Source organism: Amycolatopsis sp. NPDC004368 (assembly GCF_053602515.1).
In genome coordinates, this window is sequence record NZ_JBSGDT010000048.1 from 26257 (window position 1) to 49322 (window position 23066).

Annotated in this window: 22 protein-coding genes; 13 read left to right on the forward strand and 9 right to left on the reverse strand. The window is 71.7% G+C overall.

All coding sequences use genetic code 11. The features are described 5' to 3' along the window. The first annotated feature begins 20 nt into the window (after window positions 1-20). Window positions 21-869 (forward strand): EamA family transporter, encoded by an 849-nt coding sequence (locus ACWEOE_RS38315; protein WP_452018084.1) that lies wholly within the window; start codon window positions 21-23, stop codon window positions 867-869. On the opposite strand, the gene ACWEOE_RS38320 is transcribed toward ACWEOE_RS38315, so the two are convergent. Together ACWEOE_RS38320 and ACWEOE_RS38325 are read right to left on the reverse strand one after the other, a co-directional pair. Further along, the gene (locus ACWEOE_RS38320) at window positions 866-2047 is read right to left on the reverse strand and encodes an RNA polymerase sigma factor (protein ID WP_452018086.1); all 1182 of its coding nucleotides are present in this window, start codon (window positions 2045-2047) and stop codon (window positions 866-868) included. The two genes, ACWEOE_RS38315 and ACWEOE_RS38320, sit on opposite strands and share 4 nt — an antisense overlap. 6 nt (window positions 2048-2053) lie before the next feature. Next, complete coding sequence (locus ACWEOE_RS38325; protein ID WP_452018087.1) at window positions 2054-2410, reverse strand: YciI family protein; 357 nt, start codon at window positions 2408-2410, stop codon at window positions 2054-2056. 200 nt (window positions 2411-2610) lie between these two features. Here ACWEOE_RS38325 and ACWEOE_RS38330 point away from each other — a divergent pair, with 200 nt between their 5' ends. Continuing rightward, window positions 2611-3237: a DsbA family oxidoreductase gene (locus ACWEOE_RS38330; RefSeq protein WP_452018089.1), complete on the forward strand. Its 627-nt coding sequence runs from the start codon at window positions 2611-2613 to the stop codon at window positions 3235-3237. A 61-nt stretch (window positions 3238-3298) separates the two neighbouring features. Here ACWEOE_RS38330 and ACWEOE_RS38335 read toward each other — a convergent pair whose 3' ends face one another. Together ACWEOE_RS38335 and ACWEOE_RS38340 are read right to left on the reverse strand one after the other, a co-directional pair. After that, window positions 3299-3796 carry an ATP-binding protein gene (locus tag ACWEOE_RS38335; protein ID WP_452018091.1) on the reverse strand — a complete coding sequence of 166 codons (498 nt, stop codon included), beginning with the start codon at window positions 3794-3796 and terminating at the stop codon, window positions 3299-3301. Between the two features lie 190 nt (window positions 3797-3986). Further along, a complete protein-coding gene (locus tag ACWEOE_RS38340; protein WP_452018093.1) occupies window positions 3987-5363 on the reverse strand; it encodes a M20 family metallopeptidase in 1377 nt (458 codons plus the stop codon). A gap of 119 nt (window positions 5364-5482) precedes the next feature. Here ACWEOE_RS38340 and ACWEOE_RS38345 point away from each other — a divergent pair, with 119 nt between their 5' ends. Then, on the forward strand, window positions 5483-5992 hold the full coding sequence (locus ACWEOE_RS38345) for a SigE family RNA polymerase sigma factor (RefSeq protein WP_452018095.1): 510 nt from the start codon (window positions 5483-5485) through the stop codon (window positions 5990-5992). After that, window positions 5989-6660 carry a hypothetical protein gene (locus tag ACWEOE_RS38350; protein WP_452018097.1) on the forward strand — a complete coding sequence of 224 codons (672 nt, stop codon included), beginning with the start codon at window positions 5989-5991 and terminating at the stop codon, window positions 6658-6660. Before ACWEOE_RS38345 ends, ACWEOE_RS38350 begins: the two co-directional genes overlap by 4 nt. Window positions 6661-7159: 499 nt before the next feature. Here ACWEOE_RS38350 and lepB read toward each other — a convergent pair whose 3' ends face one another. The 5 genes from lepB to ACWEOE_RS38375 form a co-directional block, all read right to left on the reverse strand. Next, window positions 7160-8074, reverse strand: coding sequence for a signal peptidase I (lepB, locus tag ACWEOE_RS38355; RefSeq protein ID WP_452018099.1), 915 nt, complete (start codon window positions 8072-8074; stop codon window positions 7160-7162). A 204-nt stretch (window positions 8075-8278) separates the two neighbouring features. Beyond that, window positions 8279-9913: a thiamine pyrophosphate-binding protein gene (locus tag ACWEOE_RS38360; RefSeq protein WP_452018101.1), complete on the reverse strand. Its 1635-nt coding sequence runs from the start codon at window positions 9911-9913 to the stop codon at window positions 8279-8281. Next, entirely contained in the window at window positions 9910-10689 is a 780-nt protein-coding gene (locus ACWEOE_RS38365; RefSeq protein ID WP_452018103.1) for a cyclase family protein, read from the reverse strand. Before ACWEOE_RS38365 ends, ACWEOE_RS38360 begins: the two co-directional genes overlap by 4 nt. Window positions 10690-10759: 70 nt before the next feature. Beyond that, the gene (locus tag ACWEOE_RS38370) at window positions 10760-11479 is read right to left on the reverse strand and encodes a FadR/GntR family transcriptional regulator (RefSeq protein WP_452018105.1); all 720 of its coding nucleotides are present in this window, start codon (window positions 11477-11479) and stop codon (window positions 10760-10762) included. Window positions 11480-11565: 86 nt separating this feature from the next. Further along, the gene (locus ACWEOE_RS38375) at window positions 11566-12633 is read right to left on the reverse strand and encodes an enoyl-CoA hydratase/isomerase family protein (RefSeq protein WP_452018107.1); all 1068 of its coding nucleotides are present in this window, start codon (window positions 12631-12633) and stop codon (window positions 11566-11568) included. 129 nt (window positions 12634-12762) lie between these two features. Here ACWEOE_RS38375 and ACWEOE_RS38380 point away from each other — a divergent pair, with 129 nt between their 5' ends. The 9 genes from ACWEOE_RS38380 to ACWEOE_RS38420 all read left to right on the forward strand — a co-directional run bounded on the left by ACWEOE_RS38380 (window position 12763) and on the right by ACWEOE_RS38420 (window position 23065). Further along, window positions 12763-13185 (forward strand): cobalamin B12-binding domain-containing protein, encoded by a 423-nt coding sequence (locus ACWEOE_RS38380; RefSeq protein WP_452018109.1) that lies wholly within the window; start codon window positions 12763-12765, stop codon window positions 13183-13185. Continuing rightward, window positions 13185-14606, forward strand: a complete 1422-nt coding sequence (locus ACWEOE_RS38385; protein WP_452018111.1) for a phenylacetate--CoA ligase family protein — start codon at window positions 13185-13187, stop codon at window positions 14604-14606. Before ACWEOE_RS38380 ends, ACWEOE_RS38385 begins: the two co-directional genes overlap by 1 nt. Continuing rightward, the gene (meaB, locus tag ACWEOE_RS38390; RefSeq protein WP_452018113.1) at window positions 14603-15574 is read left to right on the forward strand and encodes a methylmalonyl Co-A mutase-associated GTPase MeaB; all 972 of its coding nucleotides are present in this window, start codon (window positions 14603-14605) and stop codon (window positions 15572-15574) included. The genes ACWEOE_RS38385 and meaB overlap by 4 nt, the downstream gene beginning before the upstream one ends. Next, complete coding sequence (locus tag ACWEOE_RS38395; protein WP_452018115.1) at window positions 15571-17298, forward strand: methylmalonyl-CoA mutase family protein; 1728 nt, start codon at window positions 15571-15573, stop codon at window positions 17296-17298. Before meaB ends, ACWEOE_RS38395 begins: the two co-directional genes overlap by 4 nt. Window positions 17299-17354: 56 nt before the next feature. Continuing rightward, window positions 17355-19040 (forward strand): L-lactate permease, encoded by a 1686-nt coding sequence (locus ACWEOE_RS38400; RefSeq protein WP_452018117.1) that lies wholly within the window; start codon window positions 17355-17357, stop codon window positions 19038-19040. Beyond that, window positions 19037-19480 carry a hypothetical protein gene (locus ACWEOE_RS38405; protein ID WP_452018119.1) on the forward strand — a complete coding sequence of 148 codons (444 nt, stop codon included), beginning with the start codon at window positions 19037-19039 and terminating at the stop codon, window positions 19478-19480. Before ACWEOE_RS38400 ends, ACWEOE_RS38405 begins: the two co-directional genes overlap by 4 nt. Window positions 19481-19681: 201 nt before the next feature. Next, on the forward strand, window positions 19682-20410 hold the full coding sequence (locus ACWEOE_RS38410) for a FadR/GntR family transcriptional regulator (protein ID WP_452018120.1): 729 nt from the start codon (window positions 19682-19684) through the stop codon (window positions 20408-20410). A gap of 196 nt (window positions 20411-20606) precedes the next feature. After that, window positions 20607-22016, forward strand: coding sequence for an ABC transporter substrate-binding protein (locus tag ACWEOE_RS38415; protein ID WP_452018122.1), 1410 nt, complete (start codon window positions 20607-20609; stop codon window positions 22014-22016). Window positions 22017-22021: 5 nt separating this feature from the next. Continuing rightward, the gene (locus ACWEOE_RS38420) at window positions 22022-23065 is read left to right on the forward strand and encodes an ABC transporter ATP-binding protein (protein ID WP_452018124.1); all 1044 of its coding nucleotides are present in this window, start codon (window positions 22022-22024) and stop codon (window positions 23063-23065) included. Window position 23066: the final 1 nt, after the last annotated feature.

Genomic DNA, 23066 nt, shown 5'->3' on the forward strand with positions numbered 1-23066 from the left:
GCTTCCGCTCTCCTGAACGCATGTCTCCCACCCGCAGCGGCGCGGCGCTCGCCGTCGCCGCGATGCTCTGCGTGCAACTCGGTCTCGCCGTGTCGGTCGGGCTCTTCGACCGCGTCGGGCCCGAGGGGGCCGCTTGGCTGCGCCTGGCCTGGGCCGGGGTGCTGCTGCTCGTGCTGGTGCGGCCGCGCCCGTCGTCGTTCAGCCGATCGGCGCTGCTTGCGTGCGTGGGGCTGGGGGTCGTCACCGCGGGGATGACCATGCTGTTCATGGCCGCCGTCGCCCGGCTGCCGCTCGGCACGGCGAGCGCTCTGGAGTTCCTGGGGCCGCTCACCGTGGCGATCGCCCGCGGCCGCGGCGGCAAACGCCTGTGGCCCGTGCTCGCCGCGGCCGGCGTGCTGCTGCTGACCGAACCGTGGCACGGCGGGGCCGACCTGGTCGGCGTCGGCTACGCCCTCGCGTCGGCAGTCTGCTGGGCGATCTACATCCTGCTGACGCAGCGGGTGGGCGACGAGGTGTCGGGCGTGCGCGGGCTCGCGGTGTCCATGCCTGTGGCGGCGATCGTGGCGACGCTGGTGCAGGGATCGGCGGTGTTCGGGCACCTGTCGGGGGAGCTGCTGCTCGCCGGGCTGGGGCTGGCGATCCTGCTGCCGGTGGTGCCGTTCAGCCTGGAGATGCTCGCCCTGCGCCGGCTCACGGCGTCGGCCTTCGGCACGCTCATGAGCCTCGAACCGGCCATCGCGATGGCGATCGGGCTGCTCGTGCTGCACCAGGTGCCGGATGTCGCCGCCGCGGTGGGGGTGGCGTTCGTGGTGGCCGCGGGCGTCGGCGCCGAACGCACGGGTGCCCGCGAACCCGTTGCGGCGCCTTAGATCCGGGCCCGCCGGGACGCCAGGAACGCCCGCTCGGTGTCGTTCGTGGCCAGCGCGATCGCTTCGTCGTAGGCGGCCGCGGCTTCGGCGGTCCGCCCGAGCCGGGCGAGGAAGTCGGCACGGGTGGCGGGCAGCAGGTGGTACCCCGGCAGGTCGAGCTCGTCGACGGTGGCCAGCGCCGCGGCCGGGCCGTGCACCTCGGCGACGGCGACCGCGCGGTTGAGCGCGACGACCGGGGTCGGGGAGTGGCGCAGGAGCTGGTCGTAGAGCGCGAGCACCTGCGTCCAGTCGGTGGCCGGCCCGTCGGTGTGCACGGCGTTGATCGCGGCCTGCAGCTGGTAGGGCCCCGGCTGGTTGCGGCGCAGGCACCGGCGTACCAGGTCGTGCCCTTCCGCGATCAGCTCGTGGTCCCACCGCGACCGGTCCTGCTCGGCGAGCACGATCAGCTCGCCCGCCGGCCCGACGCGCGCGGGCCGCCGGGCCTCCGTGAGCAGCAGCAGCGCCAGCAGCCCGAGCACCTCCGGCTCGTCGGGCATCAGGTCGGCGAGCGCCCGCGCCAGGCGGATCGCCTCCAGGCACAGGTCCGTGCGCAGCAGTTCGCCCGACGTGGAGGTGTAACCCTCGTTGAACACGAGGTACAGCACCGTGAGCACGGGTGGCAGCCGGTCGGGCAGATCCCCCTCGCCGGGCACGCGGTAGGGGATGCCCGCGTCGCGGATCTTCTTCTTGGCCCGCACGATCCGCTGCGAGATCGTCGCCTCCGGCACGAGGTAGGCCCGCGCGATTTCGGGCACCTCCAGCCCGCCGAGCAGCCGCAGGGTCAGCGCGGTCTGCGCGAGCGGCGAGAGCGCCGGGTGGCAACAGGTGAAGATCAGGCGGAGCTGGTCGTCGCGCACGGGTCCCACCTCCTGCGGCTCGTCGGGCTGGTTCAGCAGCAACGCCTGGGCGTGGCGGGCCTCGCGCGTGGACTCCCGGCGCAGGCGGTCGATCGCGCGGTTGCGGGCGGTGGTCACGATCCAGCCGCCGGGGTTGGGCGGTAACGCCTCGGCCCACTTGTCCACGGCCACCGCGAACGCGTCCTGCACGGCCTCCTCGGCGAGCCCGAGGTCACCGAGCAAGCGCGTCAGCGTTGCGACGCAGGGGCCGTATTCGGCCCGGTAGACGCTGTCGAGATCCATCCCGGGTCAGACCTCGGGCACTTCGCCGAACGGGCGCACCTCGATCGCCTGCCGGCACGCCAGGGCGCACCTTAGCGCCCAGACCAGGGCCTGGTCGAGGTCGTCGCACTCGATCACCCAGAAGCCGCCGAGCTGTTCCTTCGTCTCGGCGAACGGGCCGTCGGTGATCGTCGTGGTCCCGCCGGCGCCGGGCCGCACCACGGTGGAGGCGTGCGAAGGCTGCAGCCCTCCGACGAACACCCACACCCCGGCGTCCTTCATGTCGTCGATGACCTGGCCGGTCCGGGCCATCTGGGCCTTGAGCTCCTCACCGGTCTCGAGCTTGGTCTCGTCGAGCTGGACGGCCAGCAGGTACTGCGTCATGGTGAGCTCCTTCGACGGGTTGCCGGTCTCTTACCCTGCCCACGAACCGGCTCGAGCCCATTCGACACCATGGCGGCGGAAAAATCCCGGTCATCCCTCGGCGAGGAGCCTTTTCACGGCTCCGCGGCCGCCGCGGCAAAGTGACCCTTACCTGGGGGTGCGTACTTCTGGTGCGTCCGGATGATGCCTAGGCTGGGGGAATGCACGTGGAAATCTGGAGCGATGTCGTCTGCCCGTGGTGCTACCTCGGGAAAGCGCGGTTCGAGGCCGCGCTCGCGGGGTTCGAGCACCGGAACGAGGTGAAGGTGACGTTCCGGTCGTTCGAGCTCGACCCGTCGCGCGACACGGTGGAACCGTTGCAGGACATGCTGGTCGCGCGGTTCGGCGAACAGGCCGTGGAGATGGAGGAGCGGCTGGCCGGCCTCGTCGCCGAGGAAGGGCTCGGGTACCGCTCGGACCGGTTCATGGGCAACACGTTCGACGTCCACCGCCTGCTGCACCTCGCGCGCGATCGCGGGCTCGAGAACGAGATGGTGAACGCGGTCTTCACCGCCAACTTCGCCGAGGCCCGCCCGCTGTTCACCGGCGACACCCTGCTCGACGTCGCGGTCGAAGCCGGCCTGGACCGCGCCGAAGCCGCCCGCGTGCTGGCCGAACCCACCGCGTACGCGGACGCCGTGCGCGCCGAGGAACGCGAAGCCGCCCAGCTCGGCGCGACGGGCGTGCCGTTCTTCGTGCTGGACCGGCGCATCGGGGTTTCCGGCGGGCAGCCGACGGAGGTGTTCGCCCAGGCGCTGGCCCGCGCGTGGAACGAACGCGCCGCCTAGGTGACTCTCCACAGGGGACGGCCCGGTCCACGCCGTGCCGTCCACTGTGGACGACACCGGCTCAGCCGGACCAGCCACTGAGCCGGTTGAGCAGCCGCTCCAGCACCTCGGGGTCGGCCGCGACCGGTGCGCCCGACACGGGCTCGTCCACGAGCGTGCGGCGTTCCTGGCGGCGCGGCAGGCGGACCTGGCCCGCCGTCATGCCGCCGGGCAGCGTCATTTCGCACCACGTGAGCCGTCCGGCGCGCAGTGGTTCCACGCCGATCCGCTCGCCCGGCGCGGTGCGCGGCGGGTTTGGGCCGACGAGGTCGTCCTCGATCTCGATCACGAGCGTCTCGCCGCGCAGCTGCAGGCGCACGGTGATGAACGCGGGCGCGGCGGGATTGCTCTGGTCCACGATGTCGCCGACGAGGCGGGCCGTGGTGGCGGTGACCTGGTCCAGCATCGGCAGGAGTGACCAGTCCGACAGGATCAGGCGGACGAACAGCTCGGTGCACGGAACCGCACTGGGCTGAGCCACCAGTCGGAGATCGTCCACCTGGGTGGTGCGCGTGCTCAAGCCTCACCTTCCTCGTCGGCTCACTGCCGCCCGGCGCGGGCGGGACCGGTTCGGGGCATCATGCCATCGCGCTCGCGCGGGTTCGCGGCGGGAGGTGCATGTCCGTGCCCGCACGGTCACGCATCCGGATTCGCTCGGTGAACGGCCCAGGTCACAGCTTCGCGGGGCTCAGGGCTCCCGCCCCTGCGGCTCAGGTGTCCTTTTCGCCCAGATCCCAGTACAGGCCGGTCATGATCGCGACGGCCTCGCGCGCCAGCGGAGCGAGCAGGTGCTCGTCGGGCGCGTGCTGGGCGCAAGCCGGGTACGAGTGCGGCAGCCAGATCGTCGGCACGCCGAGGACTTCCGCGAACGCGTCGTTGGGGATCGTGCCGCCGAGGTTGGGCAGGAGCACCGGCGCGGTGCCCGTGGTGCGGGCGACGGAGTCGGCGGCCCAGCGCACCCACGGGTGGCCCGGGTCCGTGCGCGTCGGCGGCCGGCTCTCGGTCACGGCGACCGCCACCATCGGAAAACCGTGCTCCGTCAGGTGCTCGCGCAGCGCGGGCTCGAGCCCGGCCAGGTCGGTGCCGACCACGGACCGCAGCTGCAGCGTCGCCTGCGCGCGGCCGGGGATCGCGTTGACGGGCGAGGCCGGCGAGCCCGCGAGGAACGCCAGCACCTCGACGGTGTTCCAGCCGAACAACCGCTCCGCGGGTGTGAGCCCGGGTTCGCCCCAGTCCTCGTCGACGGCCGGATCGTCGGCGCCCCCGCCCACCGGCACGGTGGCGAGCGCCTCGCGGACCGACGCGGGGACCGCCGGCGGGCGCAGTCCGGGCACGAGGATGCGGCCCTGACCGTCCACAAGGGACGAGATCGCCGCGGCCAGCGTGGTCGCGGCGTTGCGCAGCACCCCGCCCCAGTTGCCGGAGTGGTGGTCGCGTGGGCGCAGGTCGGCGGTGAGCGTGAACTGGGTGACACCGCGCGAGCCGAGGAAGAGCGTGGGCAGGTCGGCGCGCACGCGGGGTCCGTCGGAGGCGATCAGCACGTCGGCGCGCAGCTCGTCACGCAGCTGCCCGCACACCTCGACGAGGCCGGGGGAGCCGCGTTCCTCGCCGGTCTCCACGAACACCACCAGGTTGAACCCGAGCCGCCCGCGGGCCCGCAGCACCTCGCGCAGCGCGAACAGGTTGATCGTGTGCTGGCCCTTGTTGTCCGCCGACCCGCGGCCGTACCAGCGCTCGCCCTCGGCGGCCAGCGTCCACGGGTCAAGGCCTTCGCGCCACCGGGGCGCTTCACCGTTGACGACGTCGCCGTGGCCGTAGAGCAGCACCGTGGGCCGGTCGGGCGACTCGTGGCGGGTCGCGACCAGCAGCGGGCACTCGGGTGCCACCGGGTTCTCGGCCACGCGCGTGCGGCAGCCCAGGGCTTCGAGAGCGGGCGCGAGCTCGTCGGTGAGGTAGGCGCGCAGCCGTGGGTAGCCCTCGGTGAGGTTGCTCTCGGTCCGGTGCGCGACGCGGCCGGCGAGCTCGGCGAAGAGCTCACCGGCGTCGAACCGCGTCAGGGCCTGGTCGATCGTGTTCGCGCGCTGCATCGAGCACCTTCCGGTCGGGGACGCTGCCCTCGGTTCTAGCATCCGATCCCCGGAAAATGGACTCAACCTTTAAGTGGCTCCGCTCGTCTGACCGATCATGTACGCGCGCGGGGACCGGTATGGCCCGAGGTGACAGCGAGTTCGCGGACTTCGTCCGCGCGGTCTCGCCGCGGCTGCACCACGCCGCATACCTGATGTCGGGCGACCGCCACCAGGCGGAGGACGACGTGCAGACCGCACTGGTCCGCACCTACACGGTCTGGGCCCGAATCCGCAAGCAGGACCCGTTCGCGTACGCCCGGAAGGTGCTGGCCAACCACGTGATCGACCGGTGGCGCCGGCCGTACCGCGAGGACGCCACCGAGGTCGTGCCCGAGCGCGCGGTCGAGCGCGACTTCGCCGACGGCGTGGCCGACCAGCAGTGGCTCATGCGCGCGCTGGCGCCACTGAGCCCGCGGGAGCGCGCGATCGTCGTGCTGAGGCACTTCTGGGACCTGTCGGAGGCCGACGTCGCGGCCGAGCTGAAGGTCTCGCTCGGCACCGTGAAGAGCACCAACTCGCGCGCCTTGGCGAAGATGCGCGTGACCGCGGCCGAACGGCGCGCGTGCGCGGCGGGGCGGGCGTCGTGACGGATCTCGGCGAACTGCGCGGCGCCCTCGCGTCACCGCCCGGCGTGGAGTTCGCCGCGGTGGACCTGGCAGACGTGATCCGTCGCGGCCGCCGCCGGCGGCGGGTCCGGCGTCTCTCGGCCGCGGCCGCCACCGTGGTCGCCCTGGCGGGTGTCGTGGTGGGCACCCAGCTGCTGCGCACGCCCGCGGCTGCGCCGGTCACCACGCTGACCGTGACCGCAGCCCGGCCCGAACAGCGCACGGGGGCGCCGATCGGCCCCGTCGTGGGCACCAAGGTGCTGGAGCCCGAGGGCGAGGTCGTGTTGTTCTTCGTGAGCGCGCCCGCCGGGCAGGGCACCTCGCCGTACGAGCTCGTCCTCGGCCACCGCGTGACGGGCGGCCTGCTGGCCGACCTCGCCACCGGCGCCCGGGCGAACTCACCCGGCTTCCACGCCCTCACCGCGGGCCGCCCTGGCCGCGACGTCCCGCTCTACGGCTACTACTCCGGCCCCGCGACACGCATCACCGCGGAGGCGAACGGTCTGAGGTACGGCGCCGAAACCCAGCGCGTCGAAGCGCTGGGCGTGACCGTGTTCTGGTTCCCCCTGCGTGACGCCGGTGCCCTGGGCGGGATGTCGACCTTGCCGATGTACGCCTCCAGCGCGACGGGGGAGTCGTTGCCGAAGTGACGGCTCAGCCGTTGCGTGCCGCTTCCCAAGCCGGGCTGGCGCTGAAGTACGGGATCCGGGGCGAACGCACCACGGTCGTGGGCCGCGTTGTGCGGCGAGTTTTCTCTGTGCGCCAAGGAGTTTTCGTGACCGGGACTCCTCGGCGGGCCATGCCGGCACACCCGGCGCTTCGTCGCTCAGCCCAGCATCGAGCCGCCGCCGAAGAAGGCCGCGACGAACAGCACCACGAGCAGGCCGAGCTGTTCGAGCACACCGAGCGGCAGCGAGCCGTGCGGCGAACTCGTCGTCGAGCACCGAGGTGGCCGTGGTGAACAGCAGGCCGAGCACCACGAACACCTCGGCGGGCACGATCCGCACCAGCAGGTGCGCGGGGCGCCCGCACACCACCGATGGCAGGCCGCGCCGCCGGAGCCACTGTTCGGCGGCTTCGCGGTCGTAGATCTCGTCCACGTCGGATGACCTTGACGGGACCGGCGCGGCACCCGCTCGAAAACGCTGATCAGCGCCGGCGCTTGCGCAGTGCTTCCCGCGATCGGCGGCCGAGCACCAGCGTCGGCACCGCGAGCGCCGAACCCACGCCGAGCGGGATGCCCTGCTGCCACGCCGGCGCGCCGAGCGCCACCGGTGTCGCCGAGTCCTGCGCGTCGAAGTCGCTGACCCCGCCCCAGCGTGACGGCGGCAGCACGATGAACCGCGCCTTGCCGATCACGTCGTCGATCGGCACCGTGCCGTTGACGCCGCCCCCGCCCTGGCAGCGGGAGTCGCACGAGTCGTTGCGGTTGTCGCCCATCACCCAGAGGCTGCCCTGCGGCACGGTGACCGGGGCGAACGTGTCCTGCGCCGGGTTGTTCGGGTCGACCCAGTGGATGTAGGGCTCGTCGAGCGCCTTGCCGTCGACGATCACCCGGCCCTGTGGGTCGCAGCACTGCACCGTCTGCCCGCCGACGGCGATCACGCGCTTCACGAAGTCCTGCTCGTCCGGCGGTGCGAAGCCGACGAGCGAGCCCAGGCCGCGCAGCGCCTTCGCGAAGATGTTGCTCGGCTCCTGCGGCGCGATCTCGTGCTCGGTCCAGGGACCCGGGCCGCGGAACACGATCACGTCACCCGGCGACGGATCGGTGAAGTCGTAGGTGACCCGGTCGACGACCACGCGGTCGCCGAAGCACCCGGTGCAGCCGTGGAGCGTGGTCTCCATGGACTCGGACGGGATCATGAAAACCTTGGCCACGAACTGCTGGATCAGGATCGTGAGCACGAGGGCGATCACGAGCAGGATCGGCAGTTCCTGCCAGAACGGACGTTTCTTGCGCGCCTTGCGTCCGCGACCGTCCGAATCGGACGAGTCGCCCGCACCGTCCTGATCAGGACGTTCGGGGTCACTTTCGGCGGAGCCGCGGGGGATGGGGTCGACCACGGGGCCAGGCTACCGACTTCCCGTGCGGCGCCGCCGCAGCGCCACGGACCACGATCGGGGTGTCGTCCCGCTGATCGGATCGCCGGGATTGCCCGCCGTCACGCGCGCCCGGCGTGAAGTGGCCTCGACGGAGCGGAGACACCCGGGCTGAACTGCGCGAACCCTCGTGCCGCGCGAGCTGGACCCTATGCACTCCCCGGTTTCTCAGTGCCCGAACGCCTCCGCGAGCCACCACGAACCACCGTCGTCGGCGACTTTCGCGTCGATCACCAGCGGGGTTTCCCGGGGACCGGCCAGCCACGTCGTCACGGTGGTCAGATCACCGACTTCCCGCACGGTGACGCCGGTGCAGCCGAACCCGCGTGCGATCGCCGCGATGTCCGTGTCGGGGAAGCGCACGGTGTCGAGGTCGGCGTCGCCGAAATGGTGGACTTCGGCACCGTAGGCGGCGTCGTTGTAGACGACCACCACCAGCGGAAGCCGCAGCCGCACGGCGGTTTCCAGTTCGGCGATCGCCATGTGGAAGCCGCCGTCGCCGGCGCCGAGCACGGGCAGGCGGTCGGGCCGGGCCAGCGCGGCGCCGATCGCCGTGCCCAGGCCGAGGCCGACGCACTGGTAGGCCTGCGTGAAGCAGAAGCCGTTCTCGTCGGGCACCGACAGGTAAGCGCTGGGGTAGCCCATGAAGTTGCCCGAGTCGATCGACACCACTCGCCGGGCCGGCAGCAGTTCGTCGAGGCGGGCGCTGAGCGTGCGCGCGTCGATGCGGCCTTCGCCGGACCGGTCCGGGTGGGCCACGTCGTTCCAGCGCACCTCGGCGGCCAGCCGCGCGGCGAGCTCGGGGCTGCGGTAACCGTTGGCCTGGTGGCCGCGGGCCTCCAGCAGTTCGAGCACGTCGGCGGCCGTCGCCGCGACGTCGCCGACCACGCCCAGGTGCACGGGCCGGTGCGCGCCCAGCGCGGCCTGCTCACGGTCCACCTGCACGAGTCGCGCCTGCGGGCCGAGCAGCTTGCCGTGGCGCGTGGTCCACATGTTCAGCGCGCAACCCCAGCCGACCACGAGGTCGGCATCGGCGATCAGCTCCGCGGTGAGCGGGGACGAGAACCCGCCGCTGATCCCCAGCGACCATGGGTCGTCGTGGAAGAGACCGTTGGCCACGGCCGAGGTGGCGAGCAGCGCGCCGGTGACGTCGGCCAGGGCCCGCAGCGGGGTGGCCTGGCCACGCGCACCACGCCCGGCGATGAACACCGGGCGCCGCGCCCGGGACAGCAGCTCCGCCAGCTCACCCGACACGGCGGTCTCCGGCCGGATCGGCGCGGGACCGGTCAGGGGCGGCACCGCGCCCGCCGCGCCGGCCTCCTGGGCCTGCAGGTCGATCGGCAGGCTGAACACCACCGTCCGGCTCTGCTCGCGGGCCGTGCGGAACGCGCGGACCGTGTCGGCGAACGCGGTTTCGGCCGAGTGCACCCGATCGGCCACCGCGCCCACCGCGACGCCGAGCGCGTCCTGGTCGATCTTGAAATTCGACAGCACGGCGCCCGCCGCGGCGTCCGCGGTCACCACGACCATCGGGGTGCGGCTCTTCGCCGCCTCCGTGATCCCGGTGATCGCGTTGGTCAGGCCGCAGCCCTGGTGCAGGCTCAGCACCGAGACCTGGCCGCTCATCCGGGCGAACGCGTCAGCCATGCTCGCGGCGCCGCCTTCGTGCCGTGCGGCGACGAAGCGCACGCCCGCCGCCCGCAGCGCGTTGGTCACCTCGAAGTTGCCGCTGCCGACCACCCCGAAGGCCATGCCCGCTCCGAGGTCGGCGAGCGTGCGCCCGACCAGTTCGGCTACCTTCACGCGCCACGCTCGACGAGCGCGAACACCCGGGCCGGGCTGCCCGAGCCGCCGACGATCGGCAGCGGGCTGATCACCAGCATCGCGCCGGTCGCGGGCAGACCGGCCAGGTTGCGCAGCTGCGTGAGGCCGAACTTGCCCGCGCCGAGCAGCAGTTCGTGGCACGGGAACGCCGGGTCGAGCCCGGGCGCCTGGCCGGCGTCGGTGCCGACGGTCTCCACGCCCAGGCCGGCGATCGGCGTCTCCTCGGCCAGCCACTTCGCGCATTCCGGCGACACGCCGGGGGTGTGCGAGCCGGTCTCGTCGGCGTTGAGGAACTCGTCCTGATCGCTGGAGTGCACGTCCCAACCGGTGCGGTAGAGCAGCCACGCGCCCGCGGGCAGCGCGCCGTGCTCGGACTCCCACTCGCGCACGTCGTCGATCGAGAGCAGGAAGTCGGGGTTGCCCTCGGCCTTCGCCGACGCGTCGAGCACCACCGCGGGCGCGACGAGCGTGCTCAGCGGCGCCTGCGACACGTCGAGACCGTCCTTTCCGGACAGCCAGTGCACGGGCGCGTCGAAGTGGGTGCCGGTGTGTTCGCCGGTGTGGATGTCGTTCCAGTACCAGCGCGGGCCGCGCTCGTCGTAGCGGCTGATCTCCTCGAGCCGGAACGGGATCGTGTTCGCGAACGGCTCGGGCAGCTGCAGGATCGGGGTGCTCGAGGTCAGGGGAGCGGTGAGGTCGACGACCTCGATGCCGCCCCCGGTGATCGCCGCGCTCAGCTCGGCCAGCAACGACATGCGTCCTCCAGGTGCTCGTCCGGGAAACCCGGACAGACCCTATGCCCCGCAAGGGGTTGGGGGGAACCGCTCAGCCGGCGCGCAGCCCGTAGAACCCGGCGATGTGCCTGGTCACCTCGGCCGACGCGCGATCGGGGTCGCCGGAGTCGATCGCGTCGAGGATCCAGGTGTGCTCGGTCGCGAGCCGGCGCGCGGTGGCCGGCCAGTCGGCCGTGCGGGCGTACCCGGCGGTCATCTCGTCGCCCACGGCGTCGCCGAGCGAGGCGAGGAGCACGGCGGCCAGGTCGTTGTGCGCGGCGCGGGCCAGGCCGAGGTGGAAACCGGAGTCCAGCTCGCGGAAGCGCACCCGCGTCACACCGGGGCGGCCCATCTCCTCGGTGACTCCGCGCAGCTCGTCGAGATCGGCGCGCGCCGCGCCGCGCGCCGCGCCGCGGGCCGCGCGGGCCGCCGACGAGCGTTCCAGCTCGAGCCGGATCGACATCAGGTCGCCGGCGCCGAAGCGAGCGAGCGCCAAGTGCAGGCGCAGCAGTTTGTGCAGGCCCCCGGTCGGCTCGCCCGCCACGACCGCGGCCGCCGGTCCCACGGCCGCGGGTTCGAGCACGCCCGCGGCCTCCAGCGCGCGGACGCCTTCGCGCACGTGCGCCGGCCCGACCCCGAGCGCGCGGGCGAGGTCGCGTTCGGCGGGCAGGGGATCACCCGCGCCCAGCCGTGCGGTGAGGATCCAGTCCTGGATCCCGGCCAGCGCCTGGCCCGGTGACCCGAGGTACCGCACGTTGTCCGGTTGACCCATCGATCGGATCGCCTCCTCGACCGCGTTGTCGGATTTCCGGCTGGTCCGAGCCTAGGACAGTGGTGGTCAGACCACAATGTGGCCTGCTACGGATGGAGCAGATGACCGGGTTCGGGCAGGTCGAGCTCGGCGGCGGCAGGCGCGAAGAACGCCTCCACGGCGGCTTCGTCCACTTCCGCCAGCTTGCCCGGGCGCCAGCGTGGCGCGCGGTCCTTGTCGAGGATCGTGGCGCGGATGCCCTCGGCCAGGTCGGGGTGGGTCAGGAACCGGCCGCACAGCCGGAAGTCCTGGCGCAGGCACTCCTCGATCGACGTCATCGTGCGGGCCCGGCGCACCGCCTCCAGTGTCACCTTGAGCGCGGTGGGCGCGGCGGCCCTGAGCGCGGCGACGGCCTCGCGCGGCGCCGGGTCGTCGATCGCCTCCAGGCGGTACAGCACGTCCTCGACGGCGGCGGCGCCGGTGTACGCGTGGTCGATCCAGCACCGCGCGGATGCCAGCGGCGCGGGGCCGGGATCCTCGGCGTACTTCGCGGCGGTGGCTTCGGGTGGTGCGCCGGCGGCCAGGTCGTCGATCAGCCCCGCCAGCCGCCCGGCGGGCACGAAGTGATCCGCGAGTCCACAGTGGACCGCGTCGGCCGGGCCCGCGCGGTCCGCCGTCAGCGCGAGGTGCGTGCCGAGCTCCCCGGGTGCACGGGCGAGCAGCAGCGCGCCGCCGACATCGGGTGCGAGCCCGATCGCGACCTCCGGCATGGCGAGCACCGAGCGTTCGGTCACGACTCGCGTGGGCACGTGCGCGCCGATGCCGATCCCGCCGCCCATGGTGATGCCGTCCATGAGCGCGACAACGGGTTTCGGGTAGTGCGCCAGGCGGGCGTCGAGCCGGTACTCCTCGCGCCACAGCGTCAGCGCCACCGCCGGATCCCCGACGGCCGAGGAGTGGACCACGCCGATGTCGCCGCCGGCGCAGAACGCGCGATCGCCGGCGCCGTCGAGCACCACGGCGGTCACGGCCGGGTCGGTCTCCCACTCGTCGAGGGCCGCGGCCAGGGCTCGGATCATGGGCAGGTCCAGGGCGTTGAGCGCCTCCGGCCGGTTCACGGTCAGCCTGCCGATCGCACCCTGTCTGCGTGCGAGCACGGTTCTCACTTCGGTCACGTTCGCCCTCCTGCGGCCGGGTGGTGGCGGCTCCCAGGGTTGCACAATCCATGCGCCCACTTCTATGGTCAGACCACATGCAAGGCAGGACCAGATACGACAACGGTCGTGAGGCGAGGTGTGGACACGGTGGGTGAGAGCGGCGGCGAACCGATCCGGGTGATGCTGGCCAAGATCGGGCTGGACGGCCACGACCGGGGGGTGAAGGTGGTCGCGCGGACCCTGCGCGACGCGGGCATGGAGGTGATCTACACCGGCCTGCACCGCAGCCCCGAGCAGGTGCTGGAGGCGGCCGTGCAGGAGGACGTCGACGTGCTCGGCGTCAGCCTGCTCTCCGGCGCCCACATGCCGATCTTCACCCGCATCTTCGAGCTGATCGACGCGATGCCCGACCGGCCGGGGTTCGCGATCGTGGCCGGTGGCGTGATGCCGGACGAGGACGAGGAGACGCTCAAGAAGATGGGCGTCGCCGAGGTGCTCGGCCAGGACACCACCCCGGAGACGATCGTCGAGCGCATCCGCGCGCTGGCCGGCGTGACGGAGGAGGCGTGATGGATCCGGTGAACGCGATGGAACAGTGGAGCTGGCCGCCGCGCTACGACGAGACCTACCGGCCACCTTCGGGGCAGAAGCACTGGTTCCCGCACCGCGAGACCATGCCGGCGGGCGAGCGCGACGAGGCGATCCTGGCCCGCATCCGCGAGGTGATGGCCTACGCCTGGGACCACGCGCCGTTCTACCGGCGCAAGTGGGAGGAAGCGGGGATCCACCCGTCGGCCATCCGCGACCTGTCGGACTTCGAGAAGGTCCCGGTGGTGCGCAAGGAAGAGCTGCGCGCCGACCAGGCTGCCCACGAGCCGTTCGGCAGCTACCTCGCGGTGGACCCGAGCGAGGTCAAGCACGTGAACGGCACGTCGGGCACCACCGGCCGGCCCACCGCGTTCGGGATCAGCGAGCTCGACTGGCGCAGCGTCGCCAACGCCCACGCCCGCGTGATGTGGGGGATGGGCATCCGCGAATCCGACACCGTGCTCGTCGCTTCGCCGCTGAGTCTCTACTGGGGTTCGTGGGGCGCCTACATCGGCGCGGAACGCCTCGGTGCGCGAGTGTTCCCGTTCGGGGCGGGCACCCCGGGTCAGACCGCCCGCACGGTGATGTGGATGAAGCAGATGGGCGTCACCGTCTTCTACGGCACGCCCTCGTACGCGCTGCACCTGGCCGAGGTCGCCGTCGACGAAGGCGTGGACCCGGTGGATCTGGGGCTGCGCAAGCTGTTCTTCTCCGGTGAGCCCGGCGCGAGCGTGCCGACGATCCGCGGCCGCATCGAGGAGGCGTTCGGCGCCGAGGTCTACGACTCGGGCAGCATGGCCGAGGTCAGCCCGTGGATGCACCTCGGCGCAGCGAACCACGAGCCGGGTGTGTTCGCCTGGCAGGATCTCGTGTACACCGAGGTGTGCGACCCGGTGGACCACCACCGCGTGGACTACGGGCGTGAGGGCACGGCGGTGTACACCACGCTCGAACGCAACAGCCAGCCGATGATCCGGCTGCTGTCCAACGACCTCACGCGCTGGGAAGCGCCTTCGGCCGACCGCGGGCGCACGTACCCGTTCCTGCCGCAGGGCATCTACGGGCGCATCGACGACATGTTCACCGTGCGCGGTGAGAACGTGTACCCGAGCGCGATCGACGACGTGGTGATGGCCGCCGAGGGCTACGGCGGCGAGCACCGCATCGTGATCAGCCGAAAGTCCACGATGGACACCCTCGCCGTGCAGGTGGAGCACCGCGGGGTCGCGGAGTCCACTCTGGACGGCTGGGCCCGGGCCATCGAGGACAAGCTGCGCCGCGCGCTCGGCGTGGGTGCGCACGTGGTGCCGGTGGAGTACAAGACGTTCGACCGGACCGAGTTCAAGGCGCGGCGGGTGATCGACGACCGCGACCTGCTGCGCCGCCTCGGAAGTGGGTCGTGAAGACCCCGGCCGACGTGGTCGGCCGGGTGCTCGCAGGGGAGCACCCGGCCCTCGCGCGGATGCTCACGTTCGTGGAACGGCGCACCGCCGGCGTCGACGAGGCGCTCGCCGAACTGCACGGCAAGGCCGGGAACGCCCACGTGCTGGGGCTGACCGGGCCGCCGGGCAGCGGCAAGAGCACGTTGGTGAAGTCGCTGACCGAGCACTACCGCAAGGCGGGCAAGACCGTCGGCGTGCTGGCGGTGGACCCGTCGAGTGTGTTCAGTGGCGGCGCGATCCTGGGCGACCGGATCCGGATGACCGGCCTCGCGGGGGACGAGGGCGTGTTCATCCGGTCCGTGGCCACCCGCGGCGCGCTCGGCGGGCTGTCGCGCGCGACGCTCGACGCGATCACCGTGCTCGACGCCGCGGGCAAGGACGTGGTGGTGCTCGAGACCGTCGGTGTCGGACAGGCCGAAGTGGACGTGATCAGCGCGGCCCAGACCGTGGCCGTGGTGAGCGTGCCGGGCATGGGTGACGACGTGCAGGCGATCAAGGCCGGTCTGCTGGAGATCGCCGACGTGCACGTGGTCAACAAGTCCGACCGCGAGGGCGCGGCCAAGACCGTCGCCGAGCTGCGCGACATGCTGCGGCTTTCGCACCGCAAGCCGAACCAGTGGAACGTGCCGATCCAGCAGACCGTGGCCGCCACCGGTGAGGGTGTGCCGGAGCTCGCCGAGCGGTTCGCCGCGCACCTGGCGTGGATGACCGAGCACGGCGAACGCGAGCGGCGCGCCCGGCGCAACAGCGCGACCCGCATCCGGTGGGTCGCCGAACAGCTCGTGCTCGACGGCCTGCGCCCCGGCGTCCCCGCGTTCGACCGGGCGGTGGACGACGTGACCGCGCGCCGGGAAGACCCGCTTTCCGCGGCTCGCCGCCTGGTCGGGCGGCCGGGGGCCGAGACGACTGACGAGGAGGAACTGTGGTGAACGAGCACGACCCGGCCCCGGCCGAGTCCGCACCGGACTCGGCACTGACGACCGAGGCGCTCGTCGAGGCGGTGACGCGTGAGCTCGCCGGCTGGGAGTCCGACGAGCTCGCGGCGTTCGTCGGCCGGCAGCCCGAGTCGCGCGAGGTGTACCGCTCGGGCAGCGGCATGGAGGTGCAGCGCGTCTACACGCCGGCCGACCTGCCCGCCGACTGGCACGAGATCGGCCTGCCCGGCCGTTACCCGTACACGCGCGGGCCGTACCCGACGATGTACCGCGGCCGGACCTGGACCATGCGCCAGATCGCGGGGTTCGGGCAGGCGGAGGAGACCAACAAGCGCTTCCAGTACCTCATCGCGCAGGGCCAGACCGGCCTGTCGGTGGACTTCGACATGCCGACGCTCATGGGCCTGGACAGCGACGACCCGATGAGCCTCGGCGAGGTCGGGCGCGAGGGTGTCGCGATCGACACGCTGCCGGACATGGAGGCGCTGTTCGACGGCATCGACCTCGAGAAGATCAGCGTGTCGATGACGATCAACCCGTCGGCGTGGATCCTGCTCGCGATGTACGTCGCGGTGGCCGAGCAGCGGGGTTACGACCTGAACAAGCTCTCCGGGACGATCCAGAACGACATCCTCAAGGAGTACGTGGCGCAGAAGGAGTGGGTGTTCCCGGTCCGCCCGAGCATGCGAATCGTGCGCGACACCGTGGTCTACGCCAGCGAGCACATGGCGCGCTACAACCCGGTGAACATCTCCGGCTACCACATCAGCGAGGCCGGCGCGAACGCCCTGCAGGAGATCGCGTTCACCATGGCCATCACGAAGGCCTACGTGGAGGACGTGGTCGCCACCGGCGTCGACGTGGACCAGTTCGCCTCTCGCCTGTCGTTCTTCTTCGTGAGCCAGGCGGACCTGTTCGAAGAGGTCGCCAAGTTCCGCGCGGTCCGGCGGTTCTACGCGAAGATGATGAAGGAGACCTTCGGCGCCAAGAACCCGCAGTCGATGCGGCTGCGGTTCCACGCGCAGACGGCGGCGGCCACGCTCACGAAACCCCAGCCGCTCAACAACATCATCCGCACGGCGCTGCAGGCGCTCTCGGCCGTGCTCGGCGGGGCGCAGTCGTTGCACACCAACGGTCTCGACGAGGCGTACACCATCCCGAGCGAGCAGGCGATGAAGGTCGCGCTGCGCACGCAGCAGATCATCGCCCACGAAACCGGCGTGCCGAACGTGATCGACCCGCTCGGCGGCTCGTACTACGTGGAGAACCTGACCGACCGCCTCGAACAGGGCATCCACGACTACTTCACGAAGATCGAAGAGCTCGGCGGCGTGGTGGCCGCGATCGAACAGGGCTTCTTCCAGCGCGAGATCTCCGACACCGCCTACGACTACGCGCGCCGCAAGGCCAGCGGCGACCGGCCCGTGATCGGCGTGAACTCCTACGTCGACGAGGGCGAGGGCGAGAAGATCGAGACGCACAAGCTCGACCCGGAATCCGAAGCCCGGCAGCTCTCGCGCCTCAAGCAGGTGCGGGCCGACCGGGACCCGGACCGGGCGAAGGCGGCGATGGAGCACCTGCTCGCCGTGGCGGCCGATCCGGCGGCGAACCTCATGCCCGCCACGATCGAGGCCGTGAAGGCACACCTGTCCATGGGAGAGATCACCGGCGCGCTGCGTGATGTCTTCGGCTCCTACACCGAGACCCCGGTGTTCTGACCGAGCCCAGCTCCAGTCCCCACCCCTCTCAACGACGAGAGTCCCGGAGGTGACCTGTGTACACACAGGTTCCCGCGCCACTGGGCGGCAGCCTCGGCTGGTCCGCCCTCGTGTCCGCCCTGCCCCTGCTGGTGTTGTTCGTGCTGCTGGGCGTGTTCCGCGTCCGCGCCTGGCTGGCCTCGGTGATCGCGCTCGTGCTGTCGATCGTGGTCGCCATCGCGGTCTACGGCATGCCCACCGGCTCGGCCCTCGATTCCGCGCTCGAGGGCGCGGCGTTCGGCTTGTTCCCCGCGCTGTGGATCGTGCTGAACTCGCTGTGGATCTACCAGATGACGAAGGTGTCGGGGCATTTCGACGTGCTGCGGCGCACCTTCGCGAAGATCAGCGACGACCAGCGGGTGCAGGGCGTGATCATCGCGTTCTCCTTCGGTGCCCTGCTGGAAGCCTTGGCCGGCTTCGGTGCGCCCGTGGCGATCTGCTCGGTGATGCTGGTGGCGGTGGGGCTGAAACCGCTGAAGGCGGCGACGGTCGCGCTGATCGCCAACACCGCGCCCGTCGCGTACGGCGCCGTGGCCCTGCCCGTGATCACGCTCGCGAAGGTGACGGGTCTGCCGCTCGACGACCTCGCCGCCATGACCGGGCGGCAGGTGCCGATCCTCGCGCTGATCGTGCCGATGGTGCTGATGATCGTGCTCGACGGCCGGCGCGGGCTCCGGCAGGCGTGGCCGGCGGCGCTGGTGTGCGGCGTGAGCTTCGCGGTGGTCCAGTACCTGATGGCGAACTTCGGCCCGGTGCAGCTCACGGACATCGCGGCTTCGCTGGTGTCCGCGGCGGCCGTGCTGGTGCTGCTGCGGTTCTGGAAGCCCCGGCCCGCCGACGCGCCGGATCTCCCGGCCGACGACGGCGGTGTGCGACCGGTGCCCGGCGGCTCGGGTCCCGTGCGGACCGGCGGTGGCGCGACGGCGGCGGCGACGGTGGTGCGCGAGCAGACGGTGGTCGATTCGCGGACCGAGCAACTGCGGTCGTTCGCGCCGTACGCGACGATCATCGTGCTGTTCTCCATCGCCGCGATCCCCGCGGTCGCGGCCGCGCTGGCCACGACGACGAAGACGTTCAGCTGGCCCGGCCTGCACATCGCGACGGCCGAGGGCAAACCGCTGAGCCTGGTGTCGTTCAAGTTCGACTGGCTCGCCGACAGCGGCACGGTGCTGTTCATCGCAGGTGTGGTGTCGGCGTTGCTGCTGAAAGTGCCGCTGCGCCAGGCCGTGCGCGCCTACGGGCAGACGATCGTGCAGCTGCGCACCGCGGGGCTGACGGTGATGGCGGTGCTGGCGCTGGCGTACGTCATGAACATGTCGGGCCAGACGGCGACGCTCGGGTTGTTCCTCGCCGGCGCGGGTGGGCTGTTCGCGCTGCTCTCGCCGCTGCTCGGCTGGTTCGGCACGGCGGTGACGGGTTCGGACACGTCGTCGAACTCGCTGTTCGGCGCGCTGCAGGTGGCGGCCGCGCACGGGGCGCAGCTGCAACCGACGCTGATGGCGGCGGCCAACAGCAGCGGCGGCGTGCTCGGCAAGATGATCAGCCCGCAGAACCTCGCGATCGGCGCCAGTGCCGTGGGGCTCGCGGGCAAGGAAGGCCTGCTGTTCCGGCGGGTGCTCGCCGCGTCGGCGGTGTTCGTGCCGCTCATGTGCGTGCTCGTGTACCTGCAGTCCACGCCGGTGCTGTCGTGGATGGTGCCGTGACCGCCGAGCCCGCGGTCGAGGAGGTCAACGCGACGATCGGGGCGGCTCTGTCCACCTGCACGCTGCCGGCGGCCGACGAGGCGGTGCTGCTCGACCTCCAGCACGAGCTGCTCGAACTCACCGACGCGCTGGCCGCCGGGGCGGCGGTGCCCGAGCTGCCCCGGCTGTGGCGGGCGGCTCGGGAGCTGGGCCCGGTCGTCGTGCCGCGCGGGTTCGAGGTGCTCGGCGGCCCGAGCGCGGCGGCCGGGCTCCTCAACCTGGCGCGGCGACGGCCCGCCGGGCGGCGTGCGAAGCCCCGCCCGACGTGGTCGCGGTGCTGGGCCGGCTGGGTGATGTGCTGCTGGCGATCGCGGTGCGCGCCGAGGAGCGGGAGCGGTCGCTCGGGTTCGCGCGATCGTGTGCCGACTAGTGTGGTCATACCAACAAAGAGGTCATATTGACACTGGTTGCGAGCTCCGATTACCTTGAGTGAGCACTACGCGGTGCAGAGGAACTCCGGTGAGATTCCGGGCCGGTCGCGCCACTGTGATCGGACCCCGCCCGGCGGGGTTCGCAGGCAGACCCTCTCGCCGCGGCCATCCTTGAGCGGGTCGCACGAACCCGGGCTGGAGCGTGAACGCAGTGATGTCGAGGAACCGGTCATGACGACCGAGGCGGCCTGGGAGCCGGTCCGCCGGGTGCGGATGCACGAACAGGTGCTGGCGCAGATCGAGGAGAAGATCCTCGACGGCAGCCTGCGCGCGGGGGAGAAGCTCCCCAGCGAACGTGAGCTCGTGAGCGCGCTCGGAGTCAGCCGCACCAGCGTCCGCGAGGCCCTGCGCGCGCTCGAGGCCATGGGGATCATCGAGGCCCGCACGGGTTCCGGCGCCGACGCGGGCTCCGTCGTCACGGCGCGCTCGACCCCGGCTCTGACCAACCTGCTGCGGCTGCACCTCGCGCTCGCCCGGATCAGTCTGGCCGACCTGGTCGAGACGCGCGTGCAGCTCGAACGCAACGCCGCCCGCGGCGCCGCGGCCGCCCGCACGCCCGAGGACGTCGCACGCCTGGCCGAGCTGGTCGAGGGCATGCGCGAGGCGGACCAGGAGTACCAGCAGTTCAACGCGCTCGACACCGAGTTCCACGTGAGCATCGCGCGGATCTCGGGCAACGCGCTGGCCACCGACCTGATGCAGGCCCTGCGGGGTGCGGTCGAGTCGGAGATGGCGGCGGCGTTCGCGCGGCTGCCCGACTGGCGGGCGGTCGCGGCGGGCCTGGTGACCGAGCACGAGCAGATCCTGCGTGCCATCGAGGCGGGCGACGGCGACCGCGCCGCCGAGCTCGTGGCCGACCACATCACGCGGTTCTACACCGATCGCGTGCTCAATCCCTGATCGCACGGCGGCATCCGGCGCGGTCCGGGTTTCAAGGCGGCGGAGCCCGCCGGCCCGCCGAGTGAGGCAGGCCGGGGCGTCGCCGGTCACCCGCACCAGCTCGTGCCGATCGCACCGAGGTTCGATTCACGCTGCCGCGGTGCGCGACGTCGACTAGACTCGTTTGCCTCCTTTTCCCCACAGGGAGGAGTCGGTCATGAACGACTTCCCCACCTCACAACACAGCCGGCGGGATGTGCTGCGCGCGGCCGCCGCCCTCACGTTGGGTTCGGTGGCGCTGGGCGCCTGCGCCTCCGAGGAGGACACCGGGGGAACCACCGGTGGCCGGGCCCCGCAGGAGACCTTCAGCGAACCGTCCACAAAGCTGTCCGGTGATCTGAAAATCCTTCTCTGGAGCCACTTCGTGCCGAACCATGACGTGTGGTTCGACCGGTTCGCGCGCGACTGGGGTTCCCGGGTCGGTGTCAATGTGACCGTCGACCACATCGACCAAGCGCAGATCCCCACCCGGATCGCGGCCGAGATCCAGGCGCGGCAGGGCCACGATCTCATCCAGTACATCGCGACGCTGTCGCAGTTCGAGCCGAGCGTGCTCGACCAGCGGGACCTGGTCAGCGAAGCGAACGGACGCTGGGGCCAGCAGCTCCCGCTGTGCGAGAAGTCGAGCCTCAACCCCGCCACCGGCAAGTTCTACGCGTATTCGCCGGGCTGGGTCCCTGACCCGGGCAACTACCGCAGGTCGCTCTGGGAGGCCGTCGGCATGCCGAACGGCCCCACCACGTGGGACGAGCTCCTCATCGGCGCGGCGCAGATCAAGAACAGCAAGGGCATCCCGCTCGGGCTCGGAATGTCCCAGGAAATCGACTCCAACATGGTGCTGCGGGCCCTGATGTGGTCCTACGGCGCGTCGGAGCAGGACGCCAACGAGCGCGTCACGATCAACTCGCCGGAGACGATCGCGGCCGTGGAGTACATGACGAAACTCTACGGGCAGGCGATGACGCCCGAGGTCTTCTCCTGGAACGCCGCGAGCAACAACCAGGGCCTGGTCGCGGGCAAGATGTCCTACATCGTCAACTCGATCTCGGCCTGGCGGACCGCCGCCGGGTCGAACCCGGCCGTCGCCGACGACACGTTCTTCGTGCCGGCGCTGCGCGGACCGGAGACCGCACTGGCCGCGCAGCACGTGCTGTACAACTGGATCATCCCGCAGCACGCCACCGGGGTGCCGGCGGCGAAGGAGTTCCTGCTCCACTACACCGCCAATTTCGCCTCGGCGACTTACCAGTCGAAGCTCTACGACTTCTCCGCTTGGTCCCGGCTGACCCCCGAACTGCCGAACTGGCTCGCGAACGACCCGTTCGGCTCCCGGCCACCGGACAAACTGAAGCTCCTGGCCGACGCCGTCCCGTGGAGCGCCAACATCGGTCACCCGGGTCCGGCCAGCACGGCCATCGGAGAGGTGTTCAGCACCTTCGTCATCCCCAACATGTTCGCCAGGGCGGTGCGCGGCGAAGCCACCCCGCAACAATCGGTCGCCGAGGCGGAGGGGCAGATCAACGCCGTCTTCGCCAAGTGGCGTGCCGCTGGGCTCGTCGGCGGCTGAGTGCGATGGCGGTCGTCGAGGTTCGCGACCTGGTGAAGCGGTTCGACGGCGGGCGGGTGCCCGCCATCGACCGGGTGAGCCTGGCCGCCGCGGCCGGGGAGTACCTGGTGCTGCTGGGCCCGTCGGGCTGCGGCAAGACGACCCTGCTGCGGACCATCGCCGGGCTCGAACAGCCGACCAGCGGCGACGTGCTGATCGGCGGGCACGTGGTGACCGGACTGCCGCCCCGGGCGCGTCAGATCGCGATGGTGTTCCAGAGCTATGCGCTCTATCCGCACAAGACCGTGCTGGCCAACATCGTGTTCCCGCTGCGAGCTGCGGGCATGGCCAAGGAGGAACGCGAGCGCAAGGCCCGCTGGGCGGCCGGGCTCCTGGGCCTCGACCCGCTGCTGGAGCGCAAACCACGGCAGCTCTCCGGTGGTGAACGGCAGCGAGTGGCCCTCGCCCGGGCTTTGGTCCGCGACCCCCAGGTGTTCCTCCTCGACGAGCCCTTGTCCAATCTGGACGCGAAGCTGCGCGCCAGCGCCCGGGACGAGCTCAAGCGGTTCCAGGAGGACGTGGGAACCACGACGATCTACGTGACTCACGACCAGGCCGAGGCGATGGGGCTGGGCGACCGGATCGCCGTGCTCGACGCGGGCCAGGTGCACCAGGCCGGCCCTCCGGTGGAGGTCTACGACAACCCGGCCGACACCTTCGTGGCGACCTTCATCGGCTCGCCACCGATGAACCTGATCCCGCACGACGGCAAGGTGGTCGGGTTCCGCCCCGAGCACCTGCTGCCGGTCGAGAACGTCCCCGCCGGCGAGCGGGTGACGATGCCGCTCGCCGTGGAGCGGCTCGAGTACCTCTCCGGCGACCGGCACGTGTACGGCACGGTTTCGCGGATCGGCGAGCCCACCAGGGTGGTCGCCCGGCTGCCGGCCACGGTGGACACCTCGATCGAGGCGGGTGAGACGCACCAGTTCGCCGTGCTCGGCACGCGCCTGCGGTTCTTCGACTCCGACAGCGGACATCGCTGCGACCCGGTCCGCCTGGACGGTGGGTGAG

Bases quoted from the DNA above. Each gene is read 5' to 3' on its own strand.
- ACWEOE_RS38315 (WP_452018084.1), top strand. From the start codon at position 21: ATGTCTCCCACCCGCAGCGGCGCGGCGCTCGCCGTCGCCGCGATGCTC.
- ACWEOE_RS38320 (WP_452018086.1), bottom strand. From the start codon at position 2,047: ATGGATCTCGACAGCGTCTACCGGGCCGAATACGGCCCCTGCGTCGCA.
- ACWEOE_RS38325 (WP_452018087.1), bottom strand. From the start codon at position 2,410: ATGACGCAGTACCTGCTGGCCGTCCAGCTCGACGAGACCAAGCTCGAG.
- ACWEOE_RS38330 (WP_452018089.1), top strand. From the start codon at position 2,611: ATGCACGTGGAAATCTGGAGCGATGTCGTCTGCCCGTGGTGCTACCTC.
- ACWEOE_RS38340 (WP_452018093.1), bottom strand. From the start codon at position 5,363: ATGCAGCGCGCGAACACGATCGACCAGGCCCTGACGCGGTTCGACGCC.
- ACWEOE_RS38345 (WP_452018095.1), top strand. From the start codon at position 5,483: ATGGCCCGAGGTGACAGCGAGTTCGCGGACTTCGTCCGCGCGGTCTCG.
- ACWEOE_RS38365 (WP_452018103.1), bottom strand. From the start codon at position 10,689: ATGTCGTTGCTGGCCGAGCTGAGCGCGGCGATCACCGGGGGCGGCATC.
- ACWEOE_RS38370 (WP_452018105.1), bottom strand. From the start codon at position 11,479: ATGGGTCAACCGGACAACGTGCGGTACCTCGGGTCACCGGGCCAGGCG.
- ACWEOE_RS38385 (WP_452018111.1), top strand. From the start codon at position 13,185: ATGGATCCGGTGAACGCGATGGAACAGTGGAGCTGGCCGCCGCGCTAC.
- ACWEOE_RS38410 (WP_452018120.1), top strand. From the start codon at position 19,682: ATGACGACCGAGGCGGCCTGGGAGCCGGTCCGCCGGGTGCGGATGCAC.
- ACWEOE_RS38415 (WP_452018122.1), top strand. From the start codon at position 20,607: ATGAACGACTTCCCCACCTCACAACACAGCCGGCGGGATGTGCTGCGC.
- ACWEOE_RS38420 (WP_452018124.1), top strand. From the start codon at position 22,022: ATGGCGGTCGTCGAGGTTCGCGACCTGGTGAAGCGGTTCGACGGCGGG.